The organism is Paraburkholderia sp. BL6669N2 (genome assembly GCF_003387275.1).
Taxonomy (GTDB): domain Bacteria; phylum Pseudomonadota; class Gammaproteobacteria; order Burkholderiales; family Burkholderiaceae; genus Paraburkholderia.
Genome location: NZ_QUNA01000001.1, coordinates 3,137,479 through 3,159,764, shown reverse-complemented (window position 1 = coordinate 3,159,764; position 22,286 = coordinate 3,137,479). Strand labels below are relative to the sequence as shown.

At 64.7% G+C, this 22,286-nt stretch carries 26 protein-coding genes and 1 riboswitch; of the genes, 17 read left to right on the top strand and 9 right to left on the bottom strand.

The genetic code is table 11. The features are described 5' to 3' along the window. Positions 1-14 precede the first annotated feature (14 nt). Both B0G80_RS14350 and B0G80_RS46825 read right to left on the bottom strand, forming a co-directional pair. The gene (locus tag B0G80_RS14350) at positions 15-1,274 is read right to left on the bottom strand and encodes an MFS transporter (RefSeq protein ID WP_116118423.1); all 1,260 of its coding nucleotides are present in this window, start codon (positions 1,272-1,274) and stop codon (positions 15-17) included. 271 nt (positions 1,275-1,545) lie between these two features. Next, entirely contained in the window at positions 1,546-1,755 is a 210-nt protein-coding gene (locus tag B0G80_RS46825; protein ID WP_258878887.1) for a hypothetical protein, read from the bottom strand. Here B0G80_RS46825 and B0G80_RS14345 point away from each other — a divergent pair. Next, the gene (locus B0G80_RS14345) at positions 1,754-2,560 is read left to right on the top strand and encodes a tyrosine-protein phosphatase (RefSeq protein ID WP_408967703.1); all 807 of its coding nucleotides are present in this window, start codon (positions 1,754-1,756) and stop codon (positions 2,558-2,560) included. The two genes, B0G80_RS46825 and B0G80_RS14345, sit on opposite strands and share 2 nt — an antisense overlap. Positions 2,561-2,748: 188 nt before the next feature. Here B0G80_RS14345 and B0G80_RS14340 read toward each other — a convergent pair whose 3' ends face one another. Continuing rightward, positions 2,749-4,020 (bottom strand): ATP-binding protein, encoded by a 1,272-nt coding sequence (locus B0G80_RS14340; RefSeq protein ID WP_116118421.1) that lies wholly within the window; start codon positions 4,018-4,020, stop codon positions 2,749-2,751. Next, positions 4,017-4,757, bottom strand: coding sequence for a response regulator (locus tag B0G80_RS14335; RefSeq protein WP_106284171.1), 741 nt, complete (start codon positions 4,755-4,757; stop codon positions 4,017-4,019). Before B0G80_RS14335 ends, B0G80_RS14340 begins: the two co-directional genes overlap by 4 nt. A 419-nt stretch (positions 4,758-5,176) precedes the next feature. Between B0G80_RS14335 and B0G80_RS46390 the strand changes: the two genes are divergently transcribed. Genes B0G80_RS46390 through B0G80_RS14315 form a run of 4 tightly spaced genes read left to right on the top strand, consistent with a single transcriptional unit; the run spans position 5,177 to position 7,011 of the window. Next, positions 5,177-5,359, top strand: a complete 183-nt coding sequence (locus tag B0G80_RS46390) for a hypothetical protein (protein WP_116118419.1) — start codon at positions 5,177-5,179, stop codon at positions 5,357-5,359. 45 nt (positions 5,360-5,404) lie between these two features. Further along, positions 5,405-5,572 carry a DUF6726 family protein gene (locus B0G80_RS45270; RefSeq protein ID WP_308706150.1) on the top strand — a complete coding sequence of 56 codons (168 nt, stop codon included), beginning with the start codon at positions 5,405-5,407 and terminating at the stop codon, positions 5,570-5,572. Between the two features lie 3 nt (positions 5,573-5,575). Beyond that, positions 5,576-6,289, top strand: a complete 714-nt coding sequence (locus B0G80_RS14320) for a hypothetical protein (RefSeq protein WP_116118418.1) — start codon at positions 5,576-5,578, stop codon at positions 6,287-6,289. Between the two features lie 50 nt (positions 6,290-6,339). Then, on the top strand, positions 6,340-7,011 hold the full coding sequence (locus B0G80_RS14315) for a flagellar basal body L-ring protein FlgH (protein WP_116118417.1): 672 nt from the start codon (positions 6,340-6,342) through the stop codon (positions 7,009-7,011). Positions 7,012-7,084: 73 nt separating this feature from the next. Here the strand turns inward: B0G80_RS14315 and B0G80_RS14310 are convergent, their stop codons facing one another. The 5 genes from B0G80_RS14310 to B0G80_RS14290 all read right to left on the bottom strand — a co-directional run bounded on the left by B0G80_RS14310 (position 7,085) and on the right by B0G80_RS14290 (position 11,889). Next, positions 7,085-7,813, bottom strand: a complete 729-nt coding sequence (locus B0G80_RS14310; RefSeq protein WP_116118416.1) for a response regulator — start codon at positions 7,811-7,813, stop codon at positions 7,085-7,087. A 91-nt stretch (positions 7,814-7,904) separates the two neighbouring features. Continuing rightward, positions 7,905-8,546 (bottom strand): hypothetical protein, encoded by a 642-nt coding sequence (locus B0G80_RS14305; RefSeq protein ID WP_106284177.1) that lies wholly within the window; start codon positions 8,544-8,546, stop codon positions 7,905-7,907. A gap of 78 nt (positions 8,547-8,624) precedes the next feature. Next, positions 8,625-9,095, bottom strand: a complete 471-nt coding sequence (locus B0G80_RS14300; RefSeq protein ID WP_116118415.1) for a hypothetical protein — start codon at positions 9,093-9,095, stop codon at positions 8,625-8,627. Between the two features lie 236 nt (positions 9,096-9,331). Next, entirely contained in the window at positions 9,332-10,141 is an 810-nt protein-coding gene (locus B0G80_RS14295; RefSeq protein ID WP_116118414.1) for an SDR family NAD(P)-dependent oxidoreductase, read from the bottom strand. Then, entirely contained in the window at positions 10,138-11,889 is a 1,752-nt protein-coding gene (locus tag B0G80_RS14290) for an ABC transporter ATP-binding protein/permease (RefSeq protein WP_116119657.1), read from the bottom strand. Before B0G80_RS14290 ends, B0G80_RS14295 begins: the two co-directional genes overlap by 4 nt. A 392-nt stretch (positions 11,890-12,281) precedes the next feature. After that, positions 12,282-12,405, top strand: a riboswitch (TPP riboswitch). Positions 12,406-12,621: 216 nt separating this feature from the next. On the opposite strand from B0G80_RS14290, the gene B0G80_RS14285 reads away from it, so the two are divergent. The 12 genes from B0G80_RS14285 (at position 12,622) to B0G80_RS14230 (ending at position 22,280) form a co-directional block, all read left to right on the top strand. Next, a complete protein-coding gene (locus B0G80_RS14285; RefSeq protein WP_116118413.1) occupies positions 12,622-13,752 on the top strand; it encodes an FAD-dependent oxidoreductase in 1,131 nt (376 codons plus the stop codon). 81 nt (positions 13,753-13,833) lie between these two features. After that, on the top strand, positions 13,834-14,031 hold the full coding sequence (gene thiS / locus B0G80_RS14280) for a sulfur carrier protein ThiS (RefSeq protein WP_106284181.1): 198 nt from the start codon (positions 13,834-13,836) through the stop codon (positions 14,029-14,031). A 56-nt stretch (positions 14,032-14,087) separates the two neighbouring features. Then, the gene (locus tag B0G80_RS14275) at positions 14,088-14,903 is read left to right on the top strand and encodes a thiazole synthase (protein WP_116119656.1); all 816 of its coding nucleotides are present in this window, start codon (positions 14,088-14,090) and stop codon (positions 14,901-14,903) included. Next, complete coding sequence (thiE, locus tag B0G80_RS14270) at positions 14,900-16,003, top strand: thiamine phosphate synthase (protein ID WP_116118412.1); 1,104 nt, start codon at positions 14,900-14,902, stop codon at positions 16,001-16,003. The genes B0G80_RS14275 and thiE overlap by 4 nt, the downstream gene beginning before the upstream one ends. A gap of 99 nt (positions 16,004-16,102) precedes the next feature. After that, the gene (locus B0G80_RS14265; RefSeq protein ID WP_106284183.1) at positions 16,103-16,924 is read left to right on the top strand and encodes an ABC transporter ATP-binding protein; all 822 of its coding nucleotides are present in this window, start codon (positions 16,103-16,105) and stop codon (positions 16,922-16,924) included. Next, entirely contained in the window at positions 16,921-17,688 is a 768-nt protein-coding gene (gene mlaE, locus B0G80_RS14260) for a lipid asymmetry maintenance ABC transporter permease subunit MlaE (protein ID WP_106284184.1), read from the top strand. Before B0G80_RS14265 ends, mlaE begins: the two co-directional genes overlap by 4 nt. A 91-nt stretch (positions 17,689-17,779) precedes the next feature. After that, complete coding sequence (mlaD, locus tag B0G80_RS14255; RefSeq protein ID WP_116119655.1) at positions 17,780-18,340, top strand: outer membrane lipid asymmetry maintenance protein MlaD; 561 nt, start codon at positions 17,780-17,782, stop codon at positions 18,338-18,340. 11 nt (positions 18,341-18,351) lie between these two features. Then, positions 18,352-19,386, top strand: coding sequence for a VacJ family lipoprotein (locus B0G80_RS14250; protein WP_116118411.1), 1,035 nt, complete (start codon positions 18,352-18,354; stop codon positions 19,384-19,386). 115 nt (positions 19,387-19,501) lie between these two features. Beyond that, on the top strand, positions 19,502-20,134 hold the full coding sequence (locus tag B0G80_RS14245) for a phospholipid-binding protein MlaC (protein ID WP_116118410.1): 633 nt from the start codon (positions 19,502-19,504) through the stop codon (positions 20,132-20,134). Then, the gene (locus B0G80_RS14240; protein ID WP_116118409.1) at positions 20,131-20,424 is read left to right on the top strand and encodes a lipid asymmetry maintenance protein MlaB; all 294 of its coding nucleotides are present in this window, start codon (positions 20,131-20,133) and stop codon (positions 20,422-20,424) included. The genes B0G80_RS14245 and B0G80_RS14240 overlap by 4 nt, the downstream gene beginning before the upstream one ends. Positions 20,425-20,595: 171 nt before the next feature. Further along, on the top strand, positions 20,596-21,528 hold the full coding sequence (locus B0G80_RS14235; RefSeq protein ID WP_116118408.1) for an ABC transporter ATP-binding protein: 933 nt from the start codon (positions 20,596-20,598) through the stop codon (positions 21,526-21,528). After that, positions 21,525-22,280 (top strand): ABC transporter permease, encoded by a 756-nt coding sequence (locus B0G80_RS14230; protein WP_116118407.1) that lies wholly within the window; start codon positions 21,525-21,527, stop codon positions 22,278-22,280. The genes B0G80_RS14235 and B0G80_RS14230 overlap by 4 nt, the downstream gene beginning before the upstream one ends. Positions 22,281-22,286: the final 6 nt, after the last annotated feature.

Below are 22,286 nucleotides of genomic sequence, written 5' to 3'. Positions count from 1 at the left end.
GTGTGACTGCGGGTTCAGGCGGCAGGCTGGGTCGCGCCGAGCACCTTGCCCTTGGTTTCGGGCAGACACAACGCGGCGACGATCACAAGCAGATAGCCCGAGCCGGCCACGATGCCCATCGCTTTCACCAGCGTCATGGTTTGCGACAGTGTACCGACCAGAATCGGAAAGAACGAACCGAGGCCGCGCCCGAGGTTATAGCAGAATCCTTGTCCCGAACCGCGTATCGCATTCGGATAAAGCTCGGACAGGTAAGCGCCCACGCCCGCGAAAATCCCTTGCACCACGATGCCGAGCGGAAAACCGAGCGCGAGCATCATGCCGTCGGTGATCGGCAGCATGGTGTAGAACATGCCGAGCACGAACGAGCCGATCGCGAACAGCACGAACGACGCGCGCCGGCCGATCTTGTCGCACAGAATCGCGCCGACGATATACCCCGTGAATGAACCGACGATCAGCACGATCAGATAACCGCTCGTGTTGAACACAGACAGATGCCGCACGGTCTTCAGATAGGTCGGCAACCACGTGGTGATCGCGTAATAGCCGCCGAGCATGCCGGTGCACAGCACGCTACCGAGCAGGGTGGTTTTGAGGTGAGCGCCCGAGAAGATCTGCAGGAAATGTGACGTATCGAAACCGCTATCACGAGCCCGGCGTGTTTCGAGAAAGATCTCCGGATCGCTCACATTGCGACGAATGTAGATGATCCATGCAGCGGGCAGCAGACCGATCCAGAAGCAGGCGCGCCATGCGTACTGCTCAGGCAGCAACGCAAAGAACGCCCAGTAAATGATCGCCGCAGCCGCCCAGCCGAACGACCAGCTGCTTTGCACGGTGCCGACCGCTTTCGCGCGATGCTGAGGCGAGCGAATGGTCTCCGCCATCATGATTGTCACGACCGACCATTCGCCGCCGAAGCCGATGCCTTGCAGTGTGCGCGTGGTGAGCAACTGCCAGAACGAGTGCGTGAAGCCGGACAGAAAGGTGAACAGCGCGAAGGTGGCGATGGTCCACTGCAGCACGCGGATGCGGCCGTAGCGGTCGGCGAGAATGCCGGCGAGCCAGCCGCCCACCGCCGACGAGATCAGCGAACTGGTGGCGATCATGCCGGCTTCGCTTTTGGTCATGCCCCACGTCGCGATCAGCGTCGGAATGAGGAAGGAGTAAATCATGAAGTCGAAGGCATCGACCGCGTAGCCTCCGAAGCCGGCGTACAGCGTGCGGCGTTCGCGTTGGGTCAGTTCGGTGAACCATTGGAGAGAAGGCATGTTTTGTTGTGGTCTCCAGGGCTTGTTGGCCTGCCGTCGGCGTGAATGTGGGGTGTTTGTATTCTACGGGGATGGGGCGTCGTGCGGCCAGTTGTGGTCAAAAATGGCAGGTAACGGTAAGAAACCGATAAGAGATGAAAAGCCGAAGAAATCGGCGCGAGGGAAAGGCAATGTCGCGGCCTGGCTGACGATCGCGCTGTCCGGCCGATGCACGCGAGCCGCTTTTTCCTTACCAACTACTACCGTGTAACCCAAACGATATCGAGCATGGTTAAACTGCGCTCGCAGCGCCGATGCTGCGACTTATCCACTCACGCCCGCGCCAGCCACGCCGAATGCCCGCTCCCGCAAAAAACTGCTCGCCATTCCGACGCTCCGCGAGCACTTTCCCGCGGACGAGCCAACTGTCGGACGAGGCGCCGCCGGCCTCGCGCCGGACTTTCCTGAAGCGCTCAGCCAGCGTGCTGCTGATCTCCGGCATGGGCAGCTCGTTGCTGTCCGCGTGCGGCGGCGGCAACCTCGACGCTGATCAGCCCGCCACGCCGCGTCTTGCGTCGGTCGACAACTTCCGCGATCTGGCGGGAGCGGCCGCTGGGTATCCGACCGTCGACGGCAAACAGATGCGCCGGGGCGCGTTCTACCGCGCGAACGCCTTGACGCTCGACACCACCGACCAGGCCACCATCGACCGGCTCGGCATTGCCTCAGTCTACGATCTGCGCACGCCCGGTGAAATTGCGCGTACCGCCGATATCCTGCCGAGCGGCGCGACCACCCAGACGCTCAACGTGCTCGGCATCACTGACTTCGTCACGCCGAACGTCGAGACGGCGGCCGCCGCCGTCGCGTTCATGGAATCGCAGGCGCGCGGCTACGTCACCGGCGCCGCGCAGCGCGCCGCATACGGGGCGCTGCTGACGAGTCTCGCCGAAGGGCCGGGTGCGCAACTCTTTCATTCCAACGCGGGCAAGGACCGCGCCGGTTGGGTCGCGGCGCTCCTGCTCAGCATTGCGAACGTTCCGCTCGACGTCATCATGCAGGACTATCTGCTGAGCAACGCCTATCTGGCGCCGTCGATCGAGACGCAAACAGGCAGGCTGCGCGCGCAGGACGGCGACGCCATCGCTTCCGCCGAGGCGCCGCTGATGAATGTTCAGGAAAATTATCTGCAGGCCGGATTCGACCAGGTGCAGGCGATCTACGGCACGATGGTGAGCTATCTGACGCAAGGTCTCGGCGTCTCGCAGACGACCATCGATACCTTGCACAGTCGCCTCGTGGTTTGAGGCGCCACAGCCGCGAGCTACGCGTTCAGCACGAAAAAAGCGGGCCAAAAAAAAGTCCGCCCTAAATGACGGGGCGGACAGAGAAGGGCGGCATCGAGGTTGCCGGGAGCGACTATAAAGCCCCCGCGCCTGCGATGGTTCATCCAGTAAGGGTGCGTAAGCGCCGCCCAACCTCTTTCACCTCTCTGTCACGTCAACACCGGCACCGCCGGCAATTCGATCCGCACTTCCAGACCGCCCCGCGCGTGATTACGCACGTGACAGCGTCCGCCGCGATCGTGCGCGAGGCGTGCGACGATCGCGAGGCCGAGGCCGCAATGGCCTTCGCCGCCACGCGCCGCGTCGAGCCGGACAAACGGCTTCATGGCTGCGGCGATGCGGTCGTCGGGAATGCCGGCGCCGTGGTCGCGCACGCTGATTACCCAATGGCCGTCGGTGCGGGCGGTGGCGATATCCACCGGCGGCGCGCCGTGTTCGAGCGCGTTGTCGACGAGGTTCGTGACCAGCCGGTCCAGCAGCGTGCGCGGCAGCCTGAACGCCGAGCCGGCGCGCAGATCGAGTGTGAAGAGCGGTGCTTCGGTGCTGTCGCTGGCGGAGAACTGTTCCTGCAGGAAGTCGTCGACTTCGACCGGCGGCCCGGCGTCGGCGGACTGTCCCGCGAATTCGAGAAACTGCTGAACGATGTTGGTGAGCGAGTCGACGTCGCGGATCAGACCGGCGCGTTCGTTTTCCGCCACCAGCACGCTCGCGCGCAGCTTCAGGCGCGTGAGCGGCGCCTTCAGGTCGTGCGCGACGCCGGCCAGCATCACGGCCTGGTCGTCGCCCGCTTCATTCAGGCGCCGCATCATGTCGTTGAACGAACCGATCAGATCGCGCAACTCGCGCGGGCCTTGCACTGTCACCGGCTCCGGACGGCCGCCCGAGCCGAACGCACGCGCGGCATCGGCGACGCGCGAAAGCGGCCGCTGCATCTGCCAGACCGCCAACAGCGAGAGGATTAGCGCGGCGAGCAGCATTGAGATCGACTCGATCAGAAAGCGCGGGCGCGGCGGCACATCGACCGGCACCACGACCCAGTTCGGCTTGCCGGGAAACAGCACCCATAGCTGCGGCGGGCGTAGGTCGTCGACGGCGATCTGCGTGCCGGGCGGCAGATTCTCGCGCAAGTGCCGGCTCAGGTCTTCGAGCGGACGCTGCGTGGGCGGGTGTAGATGCACGCTCGCCGGCATGTTCCAGGTGGGTACGAGATGGACGCGCATGGCGGGCGCGAGCGCGGCGCCTTTCATCGGCTCGCCGTTGACGGCTTGCAGCACCAGCAGGATGCCGCGCGCGAAGCCGTCGATTTCGTGGCGCGGCGGCTGCATCACCACCAGCACGAACCAGCCGGCCTGAATTGCGAACAACACCGCCGCCGAGAGTAACGCCATTCTGCCGAACAGCGTGTTCAGCGGGTTTTTCATGCGCTTGAGGCGGCCTCGTCGGCGAAGGGCGTGCCGTCGGCGTCGGGCACGAAAACGTAGCCTTTGCCGCGCACCGTCTGCACGTAGCAGGGATTCGACGGGTCGTCTTCGATCACGCGGCGCAGGCGCCAGATCGGCACGTCGAGGCTGCGGTCGCGGAAGGCGAGGTTGTCGCGATGCACGAGATCGTGAATCAGCACGCGCGACAGCACCTTGTACGGATTGTTGACGAAGATCTTCAGGAGCGCGAACTCACTGTCGCGCAGCGCCAGCTTCGAATTGTCGCGGCATAGCGAACGGGTGGCGAAGTCGAGCTCGAACGGGCCGAAGCGATACGGTTTGCGGGCTTCCGGCGCGCTCGTGGTGGACGGCCCGCGCCGCCGCAACACCGTGTGGATGCGGGCGAGCAATTCGCGCGGATCGAACGGCTTGGTCAGGTAGTCGTCCGCGCCGAGCGAGAGCCCGACAATGCGGTCGGCCACCGTGCCGCGCGCCGTCACGAAGATCACCGGAATGTCGTCGCCGGCGGCGCGCAGCGCGGTGAGCGCGCGCAAGCCGTCGGTGTTCGGCATCATGATGTCGAGCACGACGACGGACGGCCGTTCGCGTTCGAGGCGGCGCTGGAGATGTGTGCCGTCGTGGAGCACGGACGCGTCGAAGCCGTTCGACTGCAGAAACTTGCAAAGCAGATCGCGTACGACCGGATCGTCGTCGACGATAAGGACCTGTGGATTCATGCTGAAATTTTAAGCTGACGCGCGCGGCGCGCGGCCGACTGTTTTCTTACCAACGCTTACGGCAGGCCGCGCCGCTTCGGCCGGCTCGCTTTCAGGCCCGCTTGTCAGGCCCGCTACGCAAGGCTCGCGGGATATTTCAGCCGCGCCATCTTTGGCAGCGCACGCGGCGGCGCCGAATTCGTTTCGCATCGCCAACATTCCTCGCAGGAAAGAATTTGCACGTATCTGGAACCGGTCGAAACAGGTCGGAACGGGTCGTAAGAACCGCGGGAAAGCGCGCTTTGCTTCGTGCATCGGCATTGCGTGGCCGCGAGATGATTCGTCGTGCAGCACGTTGCGCCGCATGCTGAATCAGCCTAACGCCTTGGGCCCACGGCAGGCGGCGTGAAATCGAAACCTAGCGCCACGCGAGGCTCATCATGACCGTTCCCAGCAATCTCTCTTCAACCCGCTTTTCTTCTCTGGCGCCGACGCCGCCGGCCGAAAGACCCGCAGCCGCCAACAACCCGGGCACCGCCACGCCGACCCGAGAGTCTGGCGCTCAGACACCGCCGTCGCTGCCCACCGGGCTGGTCGGGCACCACGTCAATACGACAGCCTGACGTACCGAGGCCCACGTGTCGACTCCGAGAATTCTTCACCGCTTGATGCGTGTCGTTGCGTGGTTGACGCTCGGCGCGGCGCTGCTGCCACTGGGTGGCTGCGCCGTCGCCGCGCTGCCGTGCCGGCTGACTTCGGCCACGCTGAAAATCATCCCGGTCGTCGGCCATGCCGCGGCCTCGCCGTTCGACATGTGTTCATCCGCCATCGACTGAATCATGACACTCAAACGGATTGCCTGGGCGCTGGCGTTGCTGGGCGGCGTGCTGTCGTCGAGCGTGCAAGCGCGGCCGCCAGCGCGCGACGCAAGTGCTGCGGGCCCCGCATCGAAAGATCCTTCCGCCGATGCGCGGCATCGCTCGCAAGACGCGCCATTCGCGTTTCGTGGCGTTGCGCTCGGCATCACGCTCGACGAATTCCGCGCGGGCTCGAGCGTGCGGGCGACGCCGCTCGGCAGCGTGCCGGTCTGCGAGACGGACGTGCAGGCCGGCGCGCTCGGCATGCGGCTCAAGTCGCACGACAGTCTGACGGTGGCCTGCCGCTGGGCGCATCGCGCGGACAACGGCTGGGCGGTGTCGCAAGCGGTGGTCGACGGCGCGCCGGCGCTGGAGCACGTGCTGCGTTTCGCGCGTGTGGACGGCCAAAGCGCGCTGCATCTGTACGAGATTTCTTTCGTGATCGACGAGATCACCGCCGAAGATTTGCGCGACGCGCTCGCGGACCGCTACGGGCCGCCGCGTCTCGCGACGCAGAACGTGTCGGCGACGGGCGCGATGCCCATGTACGTGTGGGAAAACGCGGTGAGTTCGATCACGTTGTGCTTTCTGCCGGGCACGCGCAACGGCACGCTCACCTATCTGCTGAAGGGCTCGGATGCGTGGGTGAAGTCGGTGGTGCGGCAATGGCAGGCGAGCGGCGCGGAGGCGGGTTGATGAGCGCCGATGAGTGCGGCCGTGAGGCCCGTTTTCAACAAGGAGCATGCATGACTGCGCTACGTCTGGCTGTCGCGCTAGCTGCGGCGGCTTGCCTTGCGGCTTGCGCGGGCCACCAGCAAAGCTCGATCGTCGATACGCCGATGGCGCCGCCGCTCGCCTCGGCGCCGCTGAACGTCAACACGCAAGGCGCGATCTATCAGGCGGGCACGCCGCTGCTGCTATACGAAACACCGCGCGCCCAGCATATCGGCGACGTGCTGACCATCCGCCTTGCGGAATCGTACAGCGGCAACAACAGCGCGACCGCCGCGGCGAGCCGCTCGAGCAGCATCACCGCCGACGCCGCCGATCATTCCACCAACGCCGCCGCGCGGCTCGCGCGACTGTTCAACATCGGCTCGGCGAGCACCGAATACAAAGGGCAGGGCAGTCTTACGGACGTCAGCGGCATGAACGGCACGCTCGCTGTCACCGTGATCGGCACCATGTCGACCGGCAATCTCGTGGTGTCGGGCGAGAAGGTGATCGCGATGAGCGGCAACCGCGACCGGCTGCGCCTGTCGGGCATCGTCAATCCTAAGGATATCGAAGCGGGCAATTACGTGGCGTCGAGCAAGGTAGCGAACGCGCGCATCGAACAGGCCGGCGTGGGCATGGTATCCGACGCCACGACGATGGGCTGGCTGCAGAGAATGTTCATGAGCGTGCTGACGTTCTGAGCCGTTGGCGCGCTACAGATCTGGGACGCAAGCGACACATGAAGTGGACAGTCCATCGCACTTCACGCACCCGTCAGGCGCTGCGTTCAGCCGCGCCCATTTCACCGTCCGGGACGAATACGTAGCCGCGTCCCCACACGGTTTGCACATAGCGCGGCTCGGAAGGGTCCACTTCGATCAGCCGGCGCAAACGCCAGATCGACACGTCCAGGCTGCGATTGCGATGCACCTCGCTATTGCCGTGCAGTTTCTCCAGCAACTGCGCGCGCGTCAGGACGGTCATCGCGTGGCTGACGAATACCTTCAGCATGGCGAATTCGCTCGAACGCAGCGTGATGCGCTCGCCGTCCCGGCGTAACTCGCGCGCCGGAAAATTCACTTCGAAACGGCCGAAGCGGTACGGCGCGCGCTGCTCCGGCGCACTCGGCGCAATCGTGCCGCGACGGCGCAGCACAGTGCGAATCCGCGCCACCAGTTCGCTCGGTTCGAAGGGTTTGCCGAGATAGTCGTCCGCGCCGAGTTCGAGGCCAATCACGCGGTCGATCGGATCGGAGCGCGCGGTCAGCAGAATCACGGGGATGTCGTCGCCGGCCACGCGCAAGGCGCGCAGCGCGCTGATGCCGTCGAGCTCCGGCATCATGATGTCGAGCACGATCAAGGCGGGCCGTTCGTCCTGCAAACGACGCTGCAGCGCCAGGCCGTTCTGGAGCGTGTCGACTTTGAAGCCGCGCCCTTCCAGATAGCCGCTGACGAGCTCACGTACGACGGGGTCGTCGTCGACGACGAGAATGGATTGGTTCATTCAGGTCATCTTAGAGAAGCACGCGCGCGGAGCAAAGCGCGTAACGCTTTCGAATCCTTTCCCGTGTAAGAGATGGCAAGAGCCCGCTTGGCTAGTTCGCCTGCGAGGTCTGGATGGTCTGCAGCGGCTGCCGCGCGAAGTCGGTTCGATCGACCACCATTCGCTCGATCAGCCCGTTGAGCTTGGTCGACGCCGAAGAGAAGCGATCGGTGTTCAGGCCGCCGGTCTGATAGCGGGCGGTGACGAGAATGCGGCCGTTCTGGATCAGCGTCAGGTCGATGATCGACAGATACTGGATCGTCTCGTCGCTGAACGAGCGGCGACCATAATCGATTGCGGCGTTGTAGACGAGGCGCGCCTCGCAGCCGGCGGGCGAGGTGCCCGGATTGTAGACGTCCGAACGAATGCCGCGCCGGTCGAGTGCGAGTTGCAACGCCGGCACGAAATCGCCCACCGACACGTTCTGATTGACTTCGATGCAGACGTTGCTGACCTCGGCCGGCCTGCCGTTGACGAAGGTCGGCGACGAATAGTTCGCCGCGATCGCGTAGCCCGCCTGAATGACGGAGCCGGTGGCGTCGGCGGCCTGGATCAATGTCCAGGCGCAGCCGTTCAGGCCGACCGCCAGCGTGGCGGATACGGTGAGCCACGCGCAGGGACGCCGCAACGTAACCCACGCGGCCCGTGGGGCTCGCGTGAAAGCATAAGCGCGCATGCTCGGCACGAAGGTCATGAGGCGGCGCCAGGTGGCGGTTGGTGGAGGCGGTGAGTCACGGCGAATCACCTCGGGTAACTGCAATCAGGATCACGCTCAGCGCGTGACGCGCAGACGCAGTTCGTTTTGCCCCTGCACATTCGCCGTGACGCTGACGCGACGCTCGGCGGTGGTGACGATGAAATGCTGGCGCGTCGGCGTGTTGACGTCATGCACGACGTTCGGGAAGCAGGCGGCGATATCGGCGCCGAATTCCTCGAGCGGATCGGTGACGACGCCGTCGGCTTGCCAGTGCGCGCGCCAGTGGCAATCGTAGGCGTGCGTGTTGGCGCGGCAGTCGTCGGCGCTCGACGTGCCCGGCAATTGCGCGGCGGCCTGGGTTTGCAACTGCCGGAAATCAGCGGCATCGACGATATGTTTGAGCGCGGGGCAAACGTCGGCCGGTTCGTTGGCCAGATTGGCCTGAGTCGCCTGGGCTGCGTGCGCAACGCTTGTGACGAGCAGCGCGGCGCCGAGAGCTAGCGCCAGGCGCTGGGTCAAAGGATGGGAGCGGCGATCGAATGACATGGACGGAGACTCCAGTAGCGATGAATGACGTGGGGCAGGACCGGGTACGGCCCGCACGGCTATCGTCGCCGCTGGGAGGCGTTTCCAAAGCGCGGAACAGCTTAGGCGCTTCGCAAATGCTTTCGAACTCTTCTCGCGTGTTTCGGGATGTTGCGGTGTATTGCGCTGAGAGCGAAGGAATGCAGCGGGGCGCAGTTGCGATCTGGTGTGGCTGAGTGAGGCAGTTCGCCTGTCACTCAACCAAGCGTGAGGCCACCGTCCACATGAATCACCTGGCCAGTGATATGACGCGCTTCATCGGAAAGCAGGAACGCGATCAGCGCGGCGACATCCGCGGGTTCGGCGACATGCCCGAGCGGCGTCGCCTGCGCGGCGCGAGTCCATACCGATGCATTATCGGCACTCGGCCCGCGATCTTTACGGGTATAGCCGGGCGCCACGCAATTGACCGTTACGCCATGCGGTGCAAGCTCGGCGGCCGCGGTTTTCGCTAGCGATTCGAGCGCCGCCTTCGCAGCGGCTGTCGCGGCAAACGGCGTATCCGAGCGATAGCGGTGCGCGACGAACGAACTGAGCGCGACCACGCGGCCGCGCTTCGAGGTTTCCAGCGCGGGCGTCGCGCGTTTGACGAGCGCCGCGAACGCCGCCGGCATCGCCGCGAAGGCTGCGCTCAGCGCGTCGGGATCGAGCGCATTCAGCGTTTGGCGCTGCGCGTGTCCTGCGTTGGCGACCAGTTGATCGAGTGCACCGAAGCTCGCCAGCGTTTGATGAATCACATGTTCCGCAGCGCCGCGTTCGGCAAGATCGCCAAACACCGTCGCGCAGCGCGCACCGTTCGCGCTGCAGTCGGCGGCGACTTGCGCGAGCCGTTCACGCGCTTCCTGATCCGCGCCGCGTGCGTGCAACATCAAGGCCGAGCGTGGCGCGGCGATGCGTCTGGCCAATGCCGCGCCGATGCCGGAGCCCGCGCCGGTGATCAGCACGACGCGCTCGAATCCGGCGCTGCCCGCGTCGTTCAGGTCGCTGACGCGGCTCAGGGTGGTCATGCCGCGACCGCTTCGCCCGAGCGCTCGACGTCGAGCGTCTCGTCATGGAACGCAGCCAGCGACTCGCGATGCGCGACGCTGACAATCGCGGCCTTCGGCAGCCGCTCGGTGAACAGGCGATACAGACGCGCTTCGTTTTCCGCGTCGAGCGCGCTGGTGGCTTCGTCGAGGAACAGATAGTCCGGTTTGTGCAGCAGCACGCGTGCGGCGGCGAGGCGCTGTTGCTCGCCCGGCGACAGAATACGGGTCCAGTGTCCCGTTTCCTGCAGACGGTCCGCGTATTCCGACAGATGGCAGACGACGAGCGCTTCGCGGCATTCGTCGTCCGTGTAGGTGTCGGCGGCGGACGGATAGGCGAGCGCCGCTTTGAGCGTGCCGATCGGCATGTAGCTGACCTGCGGAATGAACATCATGCGCGCGTTGACCGGGGCGTCGATCGAACCATCACCGAACGGCCACAAGCCGGCGAGCGCGCGCATCAGCGTGCTCTTGCCCGAGCCCGACGGGCCGCGCACCAGCCAGCGCGAGCCCGGCTGAATCGCGACATCGCGAATGCGCGACAACGGATTGCCGTTGGGCAGGGCGAGTTTGAGGCCGTCGGTGGAGAGCTTGTCTTCGTCGACGAAATGCAGATTGATGCCGCCATGCGCGGTAGCCGGCGAGACCGATTCCTTCAGACGCGGCGCGTGCACCACGCGCTTGAATTCACGCAACCGGTTCACGGTAGCGCGCCATTCGACCAAAGTGCCGTAACTGTTGATGAACCACGAGAACGAATCGCTGACCGTGCCGAAGGCGCTGGAGATCTGCATCAGCACGCCGAATGTGAAGGCGCCGGCGAAGTAGCGCGGCGCGGCGACCACCAGCGGAAAGATGATCGCGATCTGGCCATAGAAGCTCAGCACGAAGGTGAGCCGCTTGGTGTACTTCATCACCTGCCACCAGTTGTCGCGGATACGGCCGAACAGCGAATGCGCGTTCTTCTTCTCGGTCTCCATGCCGTTATAGAAGGCGATCTGTTCGGCGTTTTCACGCAGACGGATCAGGCCGAAACGGAAATCCGCCTCGACTTTCTGCGCCTGATAGTTGATCGGCACGAGCGGATGGCCGACCTTCTGGATGATCAGCGAACCGACCACGGCGTAGAGCGCAGCGGCCCACACCATGTAACCGGGAATCTCGATCGGCATGCCGCCAAGCGAGATGGTCAGCGCGCCGGCCAGCGACCACAGGATCGTGATGAACGACACCAGCGTGACGACGGTGGACAGCAGGTCGAGCGTCAGCGAGAGCGTGCTGGTGGCGAACGACTGGAGGTCGTCGCTGATCCGTTGGTCGGGGTTGTCGGCGAGGCGGTCGCGCTCGATCCGGTAGAAGGCGCTGTCGTTCAGCCACTCGTTCAGGTAGCGCGTGGTCAGCCACTGGCGCCAGCGGAAGCCGAGCATCTGGCGCAGGTAACGGCCGTACACCGCGAGAATGATGAAGCCGAACGCGAGCCCCGAGAACACCATCAGCAGGTGCGGGAAGTCGTGCACGTTCTTGGTTTGCAGCGCGTTGTAGAAGTCGGCGCTCCAGCGGTTCAGCCGTACGTTGATCCACACCACGAGCAGATTCATCACGATGATCGCGATGAGCAGGCCCCATGCCGTTTTTCGTTCTTCGGAAACCCAGTAGGGTTTGATCAGGCTCCAGGCGGAGACTTTTTCGTCCGGCGGCACCACGGGGCTGGCAGAGGTATTCGGTGTCATGAGCATCCTGAAGTAGTGCTGGCCCATCGGGGTGGCCCATTGGGGCTGACCCCGTTCGGGCAGCTCGTCTGCGGGCTGCCCTGCGGCGGGTTTGCGGTACATGCCCGGGCGTCGTGCTCGACGAACGCACGCCCGGGTGAGCGTCAGATTCTGGCGTGAAGCCCTTAAGCGAAAATTAATTTGCGCCGCGAGGCCCCGCGCCGCTGCAGTTGCGAACACGGTGGGACGGCGTGCCGCCCGCGCCGCGTTCGTGCGGCGTCCTGTGCTGGCATTGTGCCAGAGCGCCGCCTTCGGCCGCATTGATAACGTGAAAGATGGTGTCGGATCAAATCGCGTGCGACGCGGCCAGCCGCTGGTTTGCGGGCGCCGCGCCTTTTATGGTCTAATGACCTTCGACGAAACAGGGGTGCTTCGCGCACAGGCGGCATGGTTTTCATGGCGCAGCGGCGAGGCTGAGAGACACCCTTTGCACCCGATCCGGGTAATACCGGCGCGGGAAGTTTCCGGAAGCAGCCAGTCTTCCATTCCCCGCCGGGCAGCGTCCGTCATTGGATCGCGCATTGCCCGGCCGGCCTCACCCGCCGGTTTCGTCCTGGGTACGAGCGTTTTGTTGCCGTACGGAAAGGACTCGATGACCGCCTATTCTTCAGATATGTGTTTTGCTCTTCGTCACGCCGCCGTCGGCGCGCCGTGCTTCAGCTTTGCTTGCCGTCCTGAAACGGAGTGTGCGCGATGACGCGTTCTGCACAACCCGATTTCGCCGTGCTCGGCGGTGGCCTGTGCGGGCGGCTGGTGGCGTGGCGGCTTGCCGGTCAGGGGCATCGCGTGGCGCTCTATGAACGTGGCGATGCCGCCGGCACGCAATCGGCCGCGTGGGTCGCCGCAGCGATGCTGGCACCGCTCGCGGAAGCCGCCAGCGCCGAACTGCTGATCACCCGTCTCGGCGCGAGTTCGCTCGACACCTGGCCGCAAGTGCTGGCCGAACTTCCTGAGCCGGTGTTCTTTCAGCGCAACGGCACGCTGGTCGTCTGGCATCACGCCGACCGCACCGAAGCGCCGCTATTCGAACGCCGGGTGCGCTCGAACGCTCCGGATGAATTGCTGGACGGCGGCTTCGTCACCCTGGCGGGCGCGCAGCTCGGCGCCGCCGAGCCTGCTTTGGCGGGCCGTTTTAACCAGGGCTGGCTGCTGCCGCGTGAAGGCCAGCTGGACAATCGTCAGGTGCTGACCGCGCTGGCCGCGGGCCTCGCGCAACGCGGCGTCGACACGCACTGGAATACGCCGGTCGACGAGCGTGCGCTGCCGCCCGCGCGTATCACAATCGATTGCCGCGGCCTCGGCGCGAAGTCCGTGCTGCCTACGCTGCGCGGCATTCGTGGCGAAGTCGCGCGCGTGCATGCGCCCGGTATCAAGCTGACGCGGCCGGTGCGGCTGCTGCATCCACGCTATCCGCTCTACATCGCGCCGAAGCAGGACGATCTCTACGTGATCGGCGCCACCGAAGTGGAAGGCGAGGACATGTCGCCGGTCAGCGTGCGCTCCGCGCTCGAACTGCTGAGCGCGGCGTTTTCCGTGCATCCCGGCTTCGGCGAGGCACGCATCCTCGAACTGAATTCGCAGTGCCGCCCAACTCTGCCGGACCACCGTCCGGCCTTGCTGTGGGACGGCGCGCAGACACTGCGCGTGAACGGCCTGTACCGGCACGGCTACATGATCGTGCCCGAAGTCGCCGACGAAGCCGTGCGCTTCGCCGCGGCGCTGCTCGACGGCCGCATCGGCGACGCCGATGCCTTCGCCGACTGGCAGCGCGACGCGCGCTGGAGCGAGCTTTTTCAACTGGACTCCACGCGGGAGCCGGCATGAGCGTTGCGCGACCCGTCATGACTCAGACGAGCGCTGCCCGCCACACCGCTTTCGCCATCGACTGAAACGTATTCGAACACCATGGACATTCATATCAATCAGAAGCCGTTGTCGCTGCCCGAGGGCGCGACTGTCGCGGACGCGCTGACCGCGTTCGGCGCGCGTCCGCCGTTTGCGGTCGCCTTGAATGGCGACTTCGTGGCGCGCACCCAGCACGCGGCGCGCGCGCTGCAGGCGGGCGACAGGCTCGATGTCGTGCAACCCGTGGCTGGCGGCTGAACGACCGCCATGCATTGCCTGAAACGCCGGATTGCCGGAGACAAAAGATTATGCAAATGACTTCCCCAGAAACCGCCGACGCGCTCACGCTCTACGGCCAGACTTTCGCGAGCCGCGTGTTGCTTGGCACCTCGCGCTATCCGTCGCTGCAATCGCTATCCGATTCGATCGATGCCGCGCGGCCTGGCATGGTGACCGTCGCGCTGCGCCGGCAAATGAACGAAGGCGGCGCGGAAGCCGGCTTCTTCGACCTGCTCAAGCGCCACGGCGTACCGCTACTGCCGAACACGGCTGGCTGCCTGACCGTCGGCGAGGCGGTGACGACCGCGCATATGGCGCGCGAAATCTTCGAAACCGAGTGGATCAAGCTCGAACTGATCGGCGACGATTACACGCTGCAGCCCGACCCGGTCGGCCTGATCGAAGCGGCCGCGCAATTGGTCAAGGACGGCTTCAAGGTGCTGCCGTATTGCACCGAAGACCTGGTGATCGGCCGTCGCTTGCTGGACGCCGGCTGTGAAGCGTTGATGCCGTGGGGCGCGCCGATCGGCACCGGCAAGGGCGTGATCAATCCATATGGCCTGCGCGTGTTGCGCGAGCGTCTGCCGGAAGTGCCGCTGATCGTCGACGCCGGTCTCGGCGTGCCGTCGCATGCGGCGCAGGTGATGGAATGGGGCTTCGACGGTGTGTTGCTGAACACCGCGGTTTCGCAGGCCACTCATCCCGACGCGATGGCGCGCGCTTTCGCGCTGGGCGTCGAAGCGGGGCGCCAGGCTTTTCTGGCGGGGCCGATGGCCGAGCGCGAAAGCGCGCACGCGAGCACGCCGGTGGTCGGCATGCCGTTCTGGCATCAAGACGGGAGCGCCGCATGACGCAGACGTTGACATTGAAAGACCGCGACCTGTTCTGGCCGCCCGCCGACGAACTCACCGAAGCCGCCGAGCGCATCCGCGCCCGGCTGGGCGACTGGCCGCCGACGCATGCGCCGTGGCGCATCTGCCTGACCGCGCCGGACGAGCCGAACGGCGGCGATCTGATCGTGATCGCCGACGCGCAGCAGCATGGCGAGCAGATGGCGCGCTGGCTGGTGCGGGGCGCCGGCGTGATCGAAGCTGCCGAGAACAAGGCCACGTTGCATCTGGGCGGCGAAAAATACCGCCTCGAAGGTCATCTGGCGGAAGACTGGATTGCCGCGCTGGCGGCGTTCCTCGACTGCGGCTTCGACCCGCATGACGCACTGGTGCTGGCGCTCGCCTGGCGCGACGGCGACGAAACCCGTGCCGACGACGCCTTTCCCGCCGATCTCAGCCATTTTCCGCGTCTCGCCGGTTTGCCTGACGCCCCTGAGCAGGCGTTCGCGCGCTGCCCGGACCGGCTGGGCCTGTATCCGGTGCTGCCGACGGCGGAATGGGTCGAACGGGTGGTGGGCTTCGGCGTGAAGACGGTACAGTTGCGCCGCAAATCAGCCGAACCTGCCGATGAGCTGAAGCGTGAAATTGCCCGCTGCGTGGCCGTCGGCCGTCAGCACGACGCTCAGGTGTTTATCAATGACCACTGGCAGGCCGCGCTCGACGCCGGCGCCTACGGCGTCCACCTCGGCCAGGAAGACGTGCACACGGCCGACCTCGCGGCGCTGGCAGCAGGAGGCATCCGCTTGGGCCTGTCGACCCACGGTTTCTACGAGATTCTGAAAGTGCTGCATTTCCGGCCAAGCTACATCGCTCTGGGCGCGGTGTTTCCGACCACCACCAAGGTCATGCCGACCGCGCCGCAGGGCCTCAGGCGTCTGGCCCGCTACGTGCGCCTGCTCGACGGCGTCGTGCCGATGGTGGCGATCGGCGGAATCGACCTGCAGGTCCTGCCTGACGTGCTGGCGACGGGTGTCGGCTGCGCGGCCGTGGTGCGGGCGGTGACGGAAGCGGCGGACCCGGCCGCTGCAGTTTCTGCACTGCAACAAGGGTTTACGCGATAATCGTCATGATTGGATTGGTTAAGGGACAGGGCACTCTCACGGCAACTTTTGCACGGTGGCCCTATAATTCGCCTTCCGTGTAAAAGGACTGTCCGTTTCGTGTCTTCCTCCCCCGAGACCTTACTCGAGCTGCGCGACGTCGACTTCGGTTACGGCGACCGGCTCGTTCTGTCGAACCTGAACCTGCGCTTCAAGCGCGGCCAGGTGGTCGCGGTCATGGGCGGGTCGGGTTGCGGCAAGACCACCGTGCTGCGTCTGATCGGCGGCCTGGTGCGCGCGCAGCGCGGCCAGATCCTGTTCCAGGGCCAGGACATCGGCCGGCAGACGCGCGAGGGCCTTTACGCTCTGCGCCGCAAGATGGGCATGCTGTTTCAGTTCGGCGCGCTGTTCACCGACATGTCCGTGTTCGAAAACGTCGCCTTCGCGCTGCGTGAGCACACTGACCTTCCTGAAGAACTGATCCGCGACCTCGTGCTGATGAAGCTCAACGCGGTCGGTCTGCGCGGCGCGCGCGACCTGGCGCCGTCGGAGATTTCGGGCGGCATGGCGCGGCGCGTGGCGCTGGCGCGCGCCATCGCGCTCGATCCCGAGCTGATGATGTACGACGAGCCATTCGCCGGTCTCGATCCGATTTCGCTCGGCATCACCGCGAACCTGATTCGCGCGCTCAATCAGGCGCTCGGCGCCACCTCGATTCTCGTCACGCACGACGTGCCCGAATCGTTTGCGATCGCCGATTACGTTTACTTTCTCGCCAACGGCGGGGTTCACGCCGAAGGCACGCCCGCCGAATTGCGCGCGTCGACCGATCCCACCGTGCGTCAGTTCATCGACGGCGCGCCCGACGGTCCCTTCAAATTTCACTATCCCAGCAAGACGCCGCTCGCGGCGGACTTCGGCATCGGCGGAGGTCAGTCATGATCAGTGCGATCGGCCGCTCGGTGATCGACGGACTGGGCACAGCCGGCTACGCCACGCGCTTTTTCTTCCGGCTGCTGCTCGAGTTTTTTCCGTTGTTGCGCCGTCCTCGTCTTGTCACGAAGCAGATCCACTTCGTAGGTAATTATTCGCTGGTGATCATCGCGGTGTCGGGTCTGTTCGTCGGCTTCGTGCTCGGCTTGCAGGGCTACTACACGCTGAACCGCTACGGTTCGGAGCAGGCGCTCGGCCTGCTGGTCGCGCTGTCGCTCGTGCGCGAACTCGGCCCGGTGGTGACGGCGCTGCTGTTCGCCGGGCGTGCCGGCACGTCGCTCACCGCCGAGATCGGCTTGATGAAGGCGGGCGAGCAACTGACCGCGATGGAAATGATGGCCGTCGACCCGGTCAAGGTGGTGGTCGCGCCGCGCCTGTGGGCCGGCATCATCTCGATGCCGATCCTCGCCGCGATCTTCAGCGCGGTCGGCGTATTCGGTGGTTATGTGGTGGGCGTGCTGCTGATCGGCGTCGATGCCGGCGCGTTCTGGTCGCAGATGCAAGGCGGCGTCGATGTCTGGCGCGACGTCGGCGCAGGCGTTATCAAGAGCGTGGTGTTCGGCCTCGCGGTGACGTTCGTTGCGCTGTTTCAAGGCTACGAAGCCAAGCCGACGCCGGAAGGCGTGTCGCGCGCCACGACCAAGACGGTCGTGTACGCGTCGCTTGCGGTGCTCGGCCTCGATTTTCTGCTGACCGCACTGATGTTCAGCTAAGACTGCGCTGCACGTTTTCCGCCGGCGGCGCGTCACAGGACGCGCGCGGCGGGGAGTGTCTGCGGCGTGGCGGATTCACTTTGGGATGACGATGAAAAAGACTGCTGCTCTCGACTTCTGGGTCGGCCTGTTCGTGGTGCTGGGTTTCGTGGCGTTGCTGTTTCTCGCGCTGAAGGCCGGCAACATGAGCTCGTTGTCGTTCCAGGCAACCTATCCGGTCAAGCTCAAGTTCGACAATATTGGCGGACTGAAGGCGCGCGCGCCCGTGAAGAGCGCGGGTGTGACGGTTGGCCGGGTCGCTTCGATCGGCTTCGACAGTAACGCGTATCAGGCGCTCGTCACGATCGACCTCGACAAGCAATACCAGTTTCCGAAAGACACCTCGGCGAAGATCCTGACTTCGGGGCTGCTCGGCGAACAATACATCGGGCTCGAACCCGGCGGCGACAGCGAAATGCTCAAGGCGGGCGACACCATCTCCATGACGCAATCGGCGATCGTACTGGAAAACCTCATCGGCCAGTTTCTGTATAGCAAAGCGGCGGACTCGGGTGCGTCCAAGCCTGGCGCGGCGGCGGGTACTCCCGCGCCGGCGCCTGCCGCAGCGCCTGCGGCGTCGAGCTTGCCCGCCTCCGGCGCGGCCGCTCAATAAGGAGAACAAGAATGCAGACCACACGCATCAGCGGCGCGCGCGCCTTCCAGGCCGGCAAGCTGGCGGTAGCCGCAGCGCTGCTCGCCGGCTGTACGACTGTCCAGACGCCGACCAAAGGCGACCCGCTCGAAGGTTTGAACCGCACGATCTTCACCGTCAACGACAAGCTCGATCAATACGCGCTCAAGCCCGTCGCGAAGGGCTACGTGTTCATCACGCCGCAGCCGGTGCGCGACAGCGTGACGAACTTCTTTTCGAACATCGGCGACGTCTACATTGCGGCGAACAACCTGCTGCAGTTGAAGATCACCGACGGTGTCGAAGACATCATGCGGATCGTGATCAACACGGTGTTCGGCGTTGGCGGTCTGTTCGACGTGGCAACGCTCGCCAAGCTGCCCAAGCACGACAACGACCTTGGCCTTACGCTTGGGCACTACGGCGTGCCGGCGGGCCCATACCTCGTGTTGCCGTTGTTCGGGCCGAGCACCGTGCGCGACGCGGTCGGCTCGATCGGCAATTACTATGTGAATCCGCTCAGCTACATTCATCCGGATGGTCTGAGCTGGGCGCTGTACGGGCTGAACGTCGTCAACACGCGCGCGAATCTGCTGAACGCGAGCGATGTGCTGGAAGGCGCCGCGCTCGACAAATATTCGTTCGTGCGTAACGCGTATTTGCAACGCCGTCAGTATCTGCTGTCGGACGGCAAGCAGGCGCAGGGCCTGCCGAACTACGGCGACGAAGCGCCGCTGCCGAAGTACGACGACGTCGACAGCGGTGCGGCCGGTGCGCCGGCAGGCGCCGTGACCGGCACGGCGGGCGCGCAGGGTGCTGCGGCGGCGAAGGCAGCGCCTGCTTCGGGTGCGACCGCGGCAACGCCGCCGCAAGCGGCGTCCGGCACGGCAGCCGCGCCGGAGGCCGCATCGGGCAGCTCCGAATCGCCGCCACTGGACCTGAACGGGGGCCCTGAAACGACGCAGATCCCGGCCGGCCAGCTGGTGCCGCCGTCGCGTTTCAACTTCCCGTCATTCAAATTGCGTTGATCGTGCTGCCGTAACAGATCGATACGACTCTCGCAGTTTGCGCATGGATTGCTGCTGAACTCGCGTGTTAATGTCGGCTCAAACGGTTGCACTATTTTTTAAGGCAAGGCTCCAAATGAAAAAATTCTTCCTGATTCCGCTGTTCGCCGCGTTGTTCTCGTTTGCCAGTGCCGGCGCATCGGCACAGACGGTCGACTCCAATTCACCCGACGGCATGATCAAGACCGTTACCCAGCAGGTGATCGACGCCATTCGCGCGGACAAGTCGATCCAGCAGGGCGACATCTCGCACATCACGAAGCTGGTCAACGAGAAGATTCTGCCGTACACGGATTTCCGCCGCACCACGCAACTGGCGATGGGCCGCAACTGGCGCACCGCTACACCGGAGCAGCAAGACGCGGTGGTCGAACAGTTCAAGATGCTGCTGATCCGTACGTACTCGGGCGCGCTGGCTCAGGTGCGCGATCAGCAGATCCAGTACAAGCCGTTCCGCATGAATCCGGACGACACCGACACGGTGGTGCGCTCGGTGGTGATGAACAACGGCTCGCCGATCGAACTCGACTACCGTCTGTACAAAACGCCGCAAGGCTGGCGCGTGTATGACATCAACGTGCTCGGCGCATGGCTGATCCAGGCGTATCAGCAGCAGTTCAACGAGCAGATCCAGCAGAAGGGCGTGGACGGACTGATCCAGTTCCTCACGCAGCGCAACCAGCAACTCGCCGCGGGCAAGCAGTCGTGAGCGAAGTGCTGAGCCCTGTCGCCAGCCGCTTCGAGAGCGGTGCGACACTGACCCACGCGAGCGCGAATGCCGCGCTCGCGGCGGGTTTGCAGCGTATTGCGGCGGGCGCGAGTGGCGTGGACTGCGCGCCGCTCGCGCAGTTCGATTCGTCCGCGCTGGCCGTCCTCCTCGCGTGGCAGCGTGCCGCCCAAGCACGCGGCGCCACGTTTGAGATCGTCAATCTGCCGGCTGGTCTCGCCAGTCTCGCGCAAGCCTACGGCGTCGATACCCTCATCGGCGCGCGACATTGACGCTCTAACGCGTCATCTCCGAACACCTCCTACTGAGATAGGGCCACGGATTTTTGCCCTATAATCAAACGTTTTTTGGGGCACCTAACCGGCCCCAATTCCGTTCCTTCCAAGCATTTGCGCGCCCCCTCGGGGCTCCTTTAGGCGCCGCGACGCACGCGGCCCACAGTCATGTCAGCCATAGAAATTCGTAACGTCAAGAAGCGCTACAAGGATTTGCAGGCGCTCAAGGGCGTCAGCCTCACAGTTGAAGAAGGCGAGTTCTTCGGACTGCTCGGTCCGAACGGCGCGGGCAAGACGACGCTCATCAGCATCCTCGCCGGGCTCGCGCGCGCCGATGAAGGCAGCATCGCGGTGCGCGGCCACGACGTCGTCAGCGATTTCCGCGACGCGCGCCGCGCGCTCGGTGTGGTGCCCCAGGAACTGGTGTTCGATCCGTTCTTCACGGTCCGCGAAACCTTGCGCATCCAGTCCGGCTATTACGGGCTGCGCAACAACGACGCGTGGATCGACGAAATCATGGCCAACCTCGATCTCACCGACAAAGCCGACGCCAACATGCGCGCGCTGTCGGGCGGCATGAAGCGCCGCGTGCTGGTCGCGCAGGCGCTGGTGCACCGGCCGCCGGTGATCGTGCTCGACGAGCCGACCGCGGGCGTGGACGTCGAATTGCGGCAAACGCTGTGGAAGTTCATTTCGCGCCTGAACCGCGAAGGCCACACCATCGTGCTGACCACGCACTACCTCGAAGAAGCCGAATCGCTGTGCGACCGCATCGCCATGTTGCGGCGCGGCGAGGTCGTGGCGCTCGAACGCACCAGCACGCTGTTGCAACGCTTTGCCGGCATGCAACTGTTCCTGCGATTCACGCAAGGCGTCTTGCCGGTCGATCTGCGTCCGCTCGAAGTGGACAGCGGCACGGGCAACGGCAATGGCCGTCAGCATCTGCTGCGTCTGGCAAGCTACGACGACGTCGAAAGAATTCTCGCGCAGTGCCGCGCGGCGGGCTGCGTATTCGAAGAAATCGAGGTCCGCAAAGCCGATCTCGAAGATGTGTTCGTTCAGGTGATGAACGGTCCGGAAGTGATCGAGGGGCTTGCATGAGCGGTTTCCGTACGCTGTTTTACAAAGAGCTCCTGCGTTTCTGGAAGGTGGCGTTCCAGACCGTGCTGGCCCCGGTCATCACCGCGCTGCTGTATCTGACGATTTTCGGCCACGCTTTGCGCGGTCACGTGGAGGTTTATCCGGGCGTCGAATACACGAGTTTCCTGATTCCGGGTCTCGTGATGATGAGCGTGTTGCAAAATGCGTTTGCCAATAGCTCGTCGTCGCTGATCCAGTCGAAGATCACGGGCAACCTGGTGTTCGTGCTGCTGCCGCCGCTGTCGCACTACGAGATGTTCGGCGCCTATGTGCTGGCGGCCGTGGCGCGCGGGTTGGCGGTCGGCTTCGGCGTATTCATCGTGACGATCTGGTTCGTGCCGGTCAGTTTCACCGCGCCGCTCTACATCATTCTGTTCGCGATTTTCGGCGCGGCGATTCTCGGCACGCTCGGTTTGATCGCCGGCATCTGGGCCGACAAATTCGATCAGCTCGCGGCGTTTCAAAATTTTCTGATCATGCCGCTCACGTTCCTCTCGGGCGTGTTCTACTCCACGCACACGCTGCCGCCGGTGTGGCGCGAAGTGTCGCGGCTGAATCCCTTTTTCTACATGATCGACGGCTTTCGCTACGGTTTCTTCGGGATGTCGGATATCAATCCGCTCGCGAGCCTCGCGATCGTTGCCGGTTTCTTTGTGGTGCTGGCCGTGGTGGCGATGCGCATGCTCGCTTCCGGCTACAAACTGCGCCACTGATCAGGA

Bases quoted from the DNA above. Each gene is read 5' to 3' on its own strand.
- B0G80_RS14245 (WP_116118410.1), top strand. From the start codon at position 19,502: ATGAAAAAATTCTTCCTGATTCCGCTGTTCGCCGCGTTGTTCTCGTTT.
- B0G80_RS14250 (WP_116118411.1), top strand. From the start codon at position 18,352: ATGCAGACCACACGCATCAGCGGCGCGCGCGCCTTCCAGGCCGGCAAG.
- B0G80_RS46825 (WP_258878887.1), bottom strand. From the start codon at position 1,755: ATGCCGGAGATCAGCAGCACGCTGGCTGAGCGCTTCAGGAAAGTCCGG.
- B0G80_RS14235 (WP_116118408.1), top strand. From the start codon at position 20,596: ATGTCAGCCATAGAAATTCGTAACGTCAAGAAGCGCTACAAGGATTTG.
- B0G80_RS14305 (WP_106284177.1), bottom strand. From the start codon at position 8,546: ATGACCTTCGTGCCGAGCATGCGCGCTTATGCTTTCACGCGAGCCCCA.
- B0G80_RS14345 (WP_408967703.1), top strand. From the start codon at position 1,754: ATGGGCAGCTCGTTGCTGTCCGCGTGCGGCGGCGGCAACCTCGACGCT.
- B0G80_RS14290 (WP_116119657.1), bottom strand. From the start codon at position 11,889: ATGACACCGAATACCTCTGCCAGCCCCGTGGTGCCGCCGGACGAAAAA.
- B0G80_RS14275 (WP_116119656.1), top strand. From the start codon at position 14,088: ATGACTTCCCCAGAAACCGCCGACGCGCTCACGCTCTACGGCCAGACT.
- thiS (WP_106284181.1), top strand. From the start codon at position 13,834: ATGGACATTCATATCAATCAGAAGCCGTTGTCGCTGCCCGAGGGCGCG.
- mlaE (WP_106284184.1), top strand. From the start codon at position 16,921: ATGATCAGTGCGATCGGCCGCTCGGTGATCGACGGACTGGGCACAGCC.
- B0G80_RS14310 (WP_116118416.1), bottom strand. From the start codon at position 7,813: ATGAACCAATCCATTCTCGTCGTCGACGACGACCCCGTCGTACGTGAG.
- B0G80_RS14285 (WP_116118413.1), top strand. From the start codon at position 12,622: ATGACGCGTTCTGCACAACCCGATTTCGCCGTGCTCGGCGGTGGCCTG.
- B0G80_RS14350 (WP_116118423.1), bottom strand. From the start codon at position 1,274: ATGCCTTCTCTCCAATGGTTCACCGAACTGACCCAACGCGAACGCCGC.
- B0G80_RS14320 (WP_116118418.1), top strand. From the start codon at position 5,576: ATGACACTCAAACGGATTGCCTGGGCGCTGGCGTTGCTGGGCGGCGTG.
- B0G80_RS46390 (WP_116118419.1), top strand. From the start codon at position 5,177: ATGACCGTTCCCAGCAATCTCTCTTCAACCCGCTTTTCTTCTCTGGCG.
- B0G80_RS14230 (WP_116118407.1), top strand. From the start codon at position 21,525: ATGAGCGGTTTCCGTACGCTGTTTTACAAAGAGCTCCTGCGTTTCTGG.
- thiE (WP_116118412.1), top strand. From the start codon at position 14,900: ATGACGCAGACGTTGACATTGAAAGACCGCGACCTGTTCTGGCCGCCC.
- B0G80_RS14340 (WP_116118421.1), bottom strand. From the start codon at position 4,020: ATGAAAAACCCGCTGAACACGCTGTTCGGCAGAATGGCGTTACTCTCG.
- B0G80_RS14300 (WP_116118415.1), bottom strand. From the start codon at position 9,095: ATGTCATTCGATCGCCGCTCCCATCCTTTGACCCAGCGCCTGGCGCTA.
- B0G80_RS45270 (WP_308706150.1), top strand. From the start codon at position 5,405: ATGCGTGTCGTTGCGTGGTTGACGCTCGGCGCGGCGCTGCTGCCACTG.
- B0G80_RS14295 (WP_116118414.1), bottom strand. From the start codon at position 10,141: ATGACCACCCTGAGCCGCGTCAGCGACCTGAACGACGCGGGCAGCGCC.
- B0G80_RS14335 (WP_106284171.1), bottom strand. From the start codon at position 4,757: ATGAATCCACAGGTCCTTATCGTCGACGACGATCCGGTCGTACGCGAT.
- B0G80_RS14315 (WP_116118417.1), top strand. From the start codon at position 6,340: ATGACTGCGCTACGTCTGGCTGTCGCGCTAGCTGCGGCGGCTTGCCTT.
- mlaD (WP_116119655.1), top strand. From the start codon at position 17,780: ATGAAAAAGACTGCTGCTCTCGACTTCTGGGTCGGCCTGTTCGTGGTG.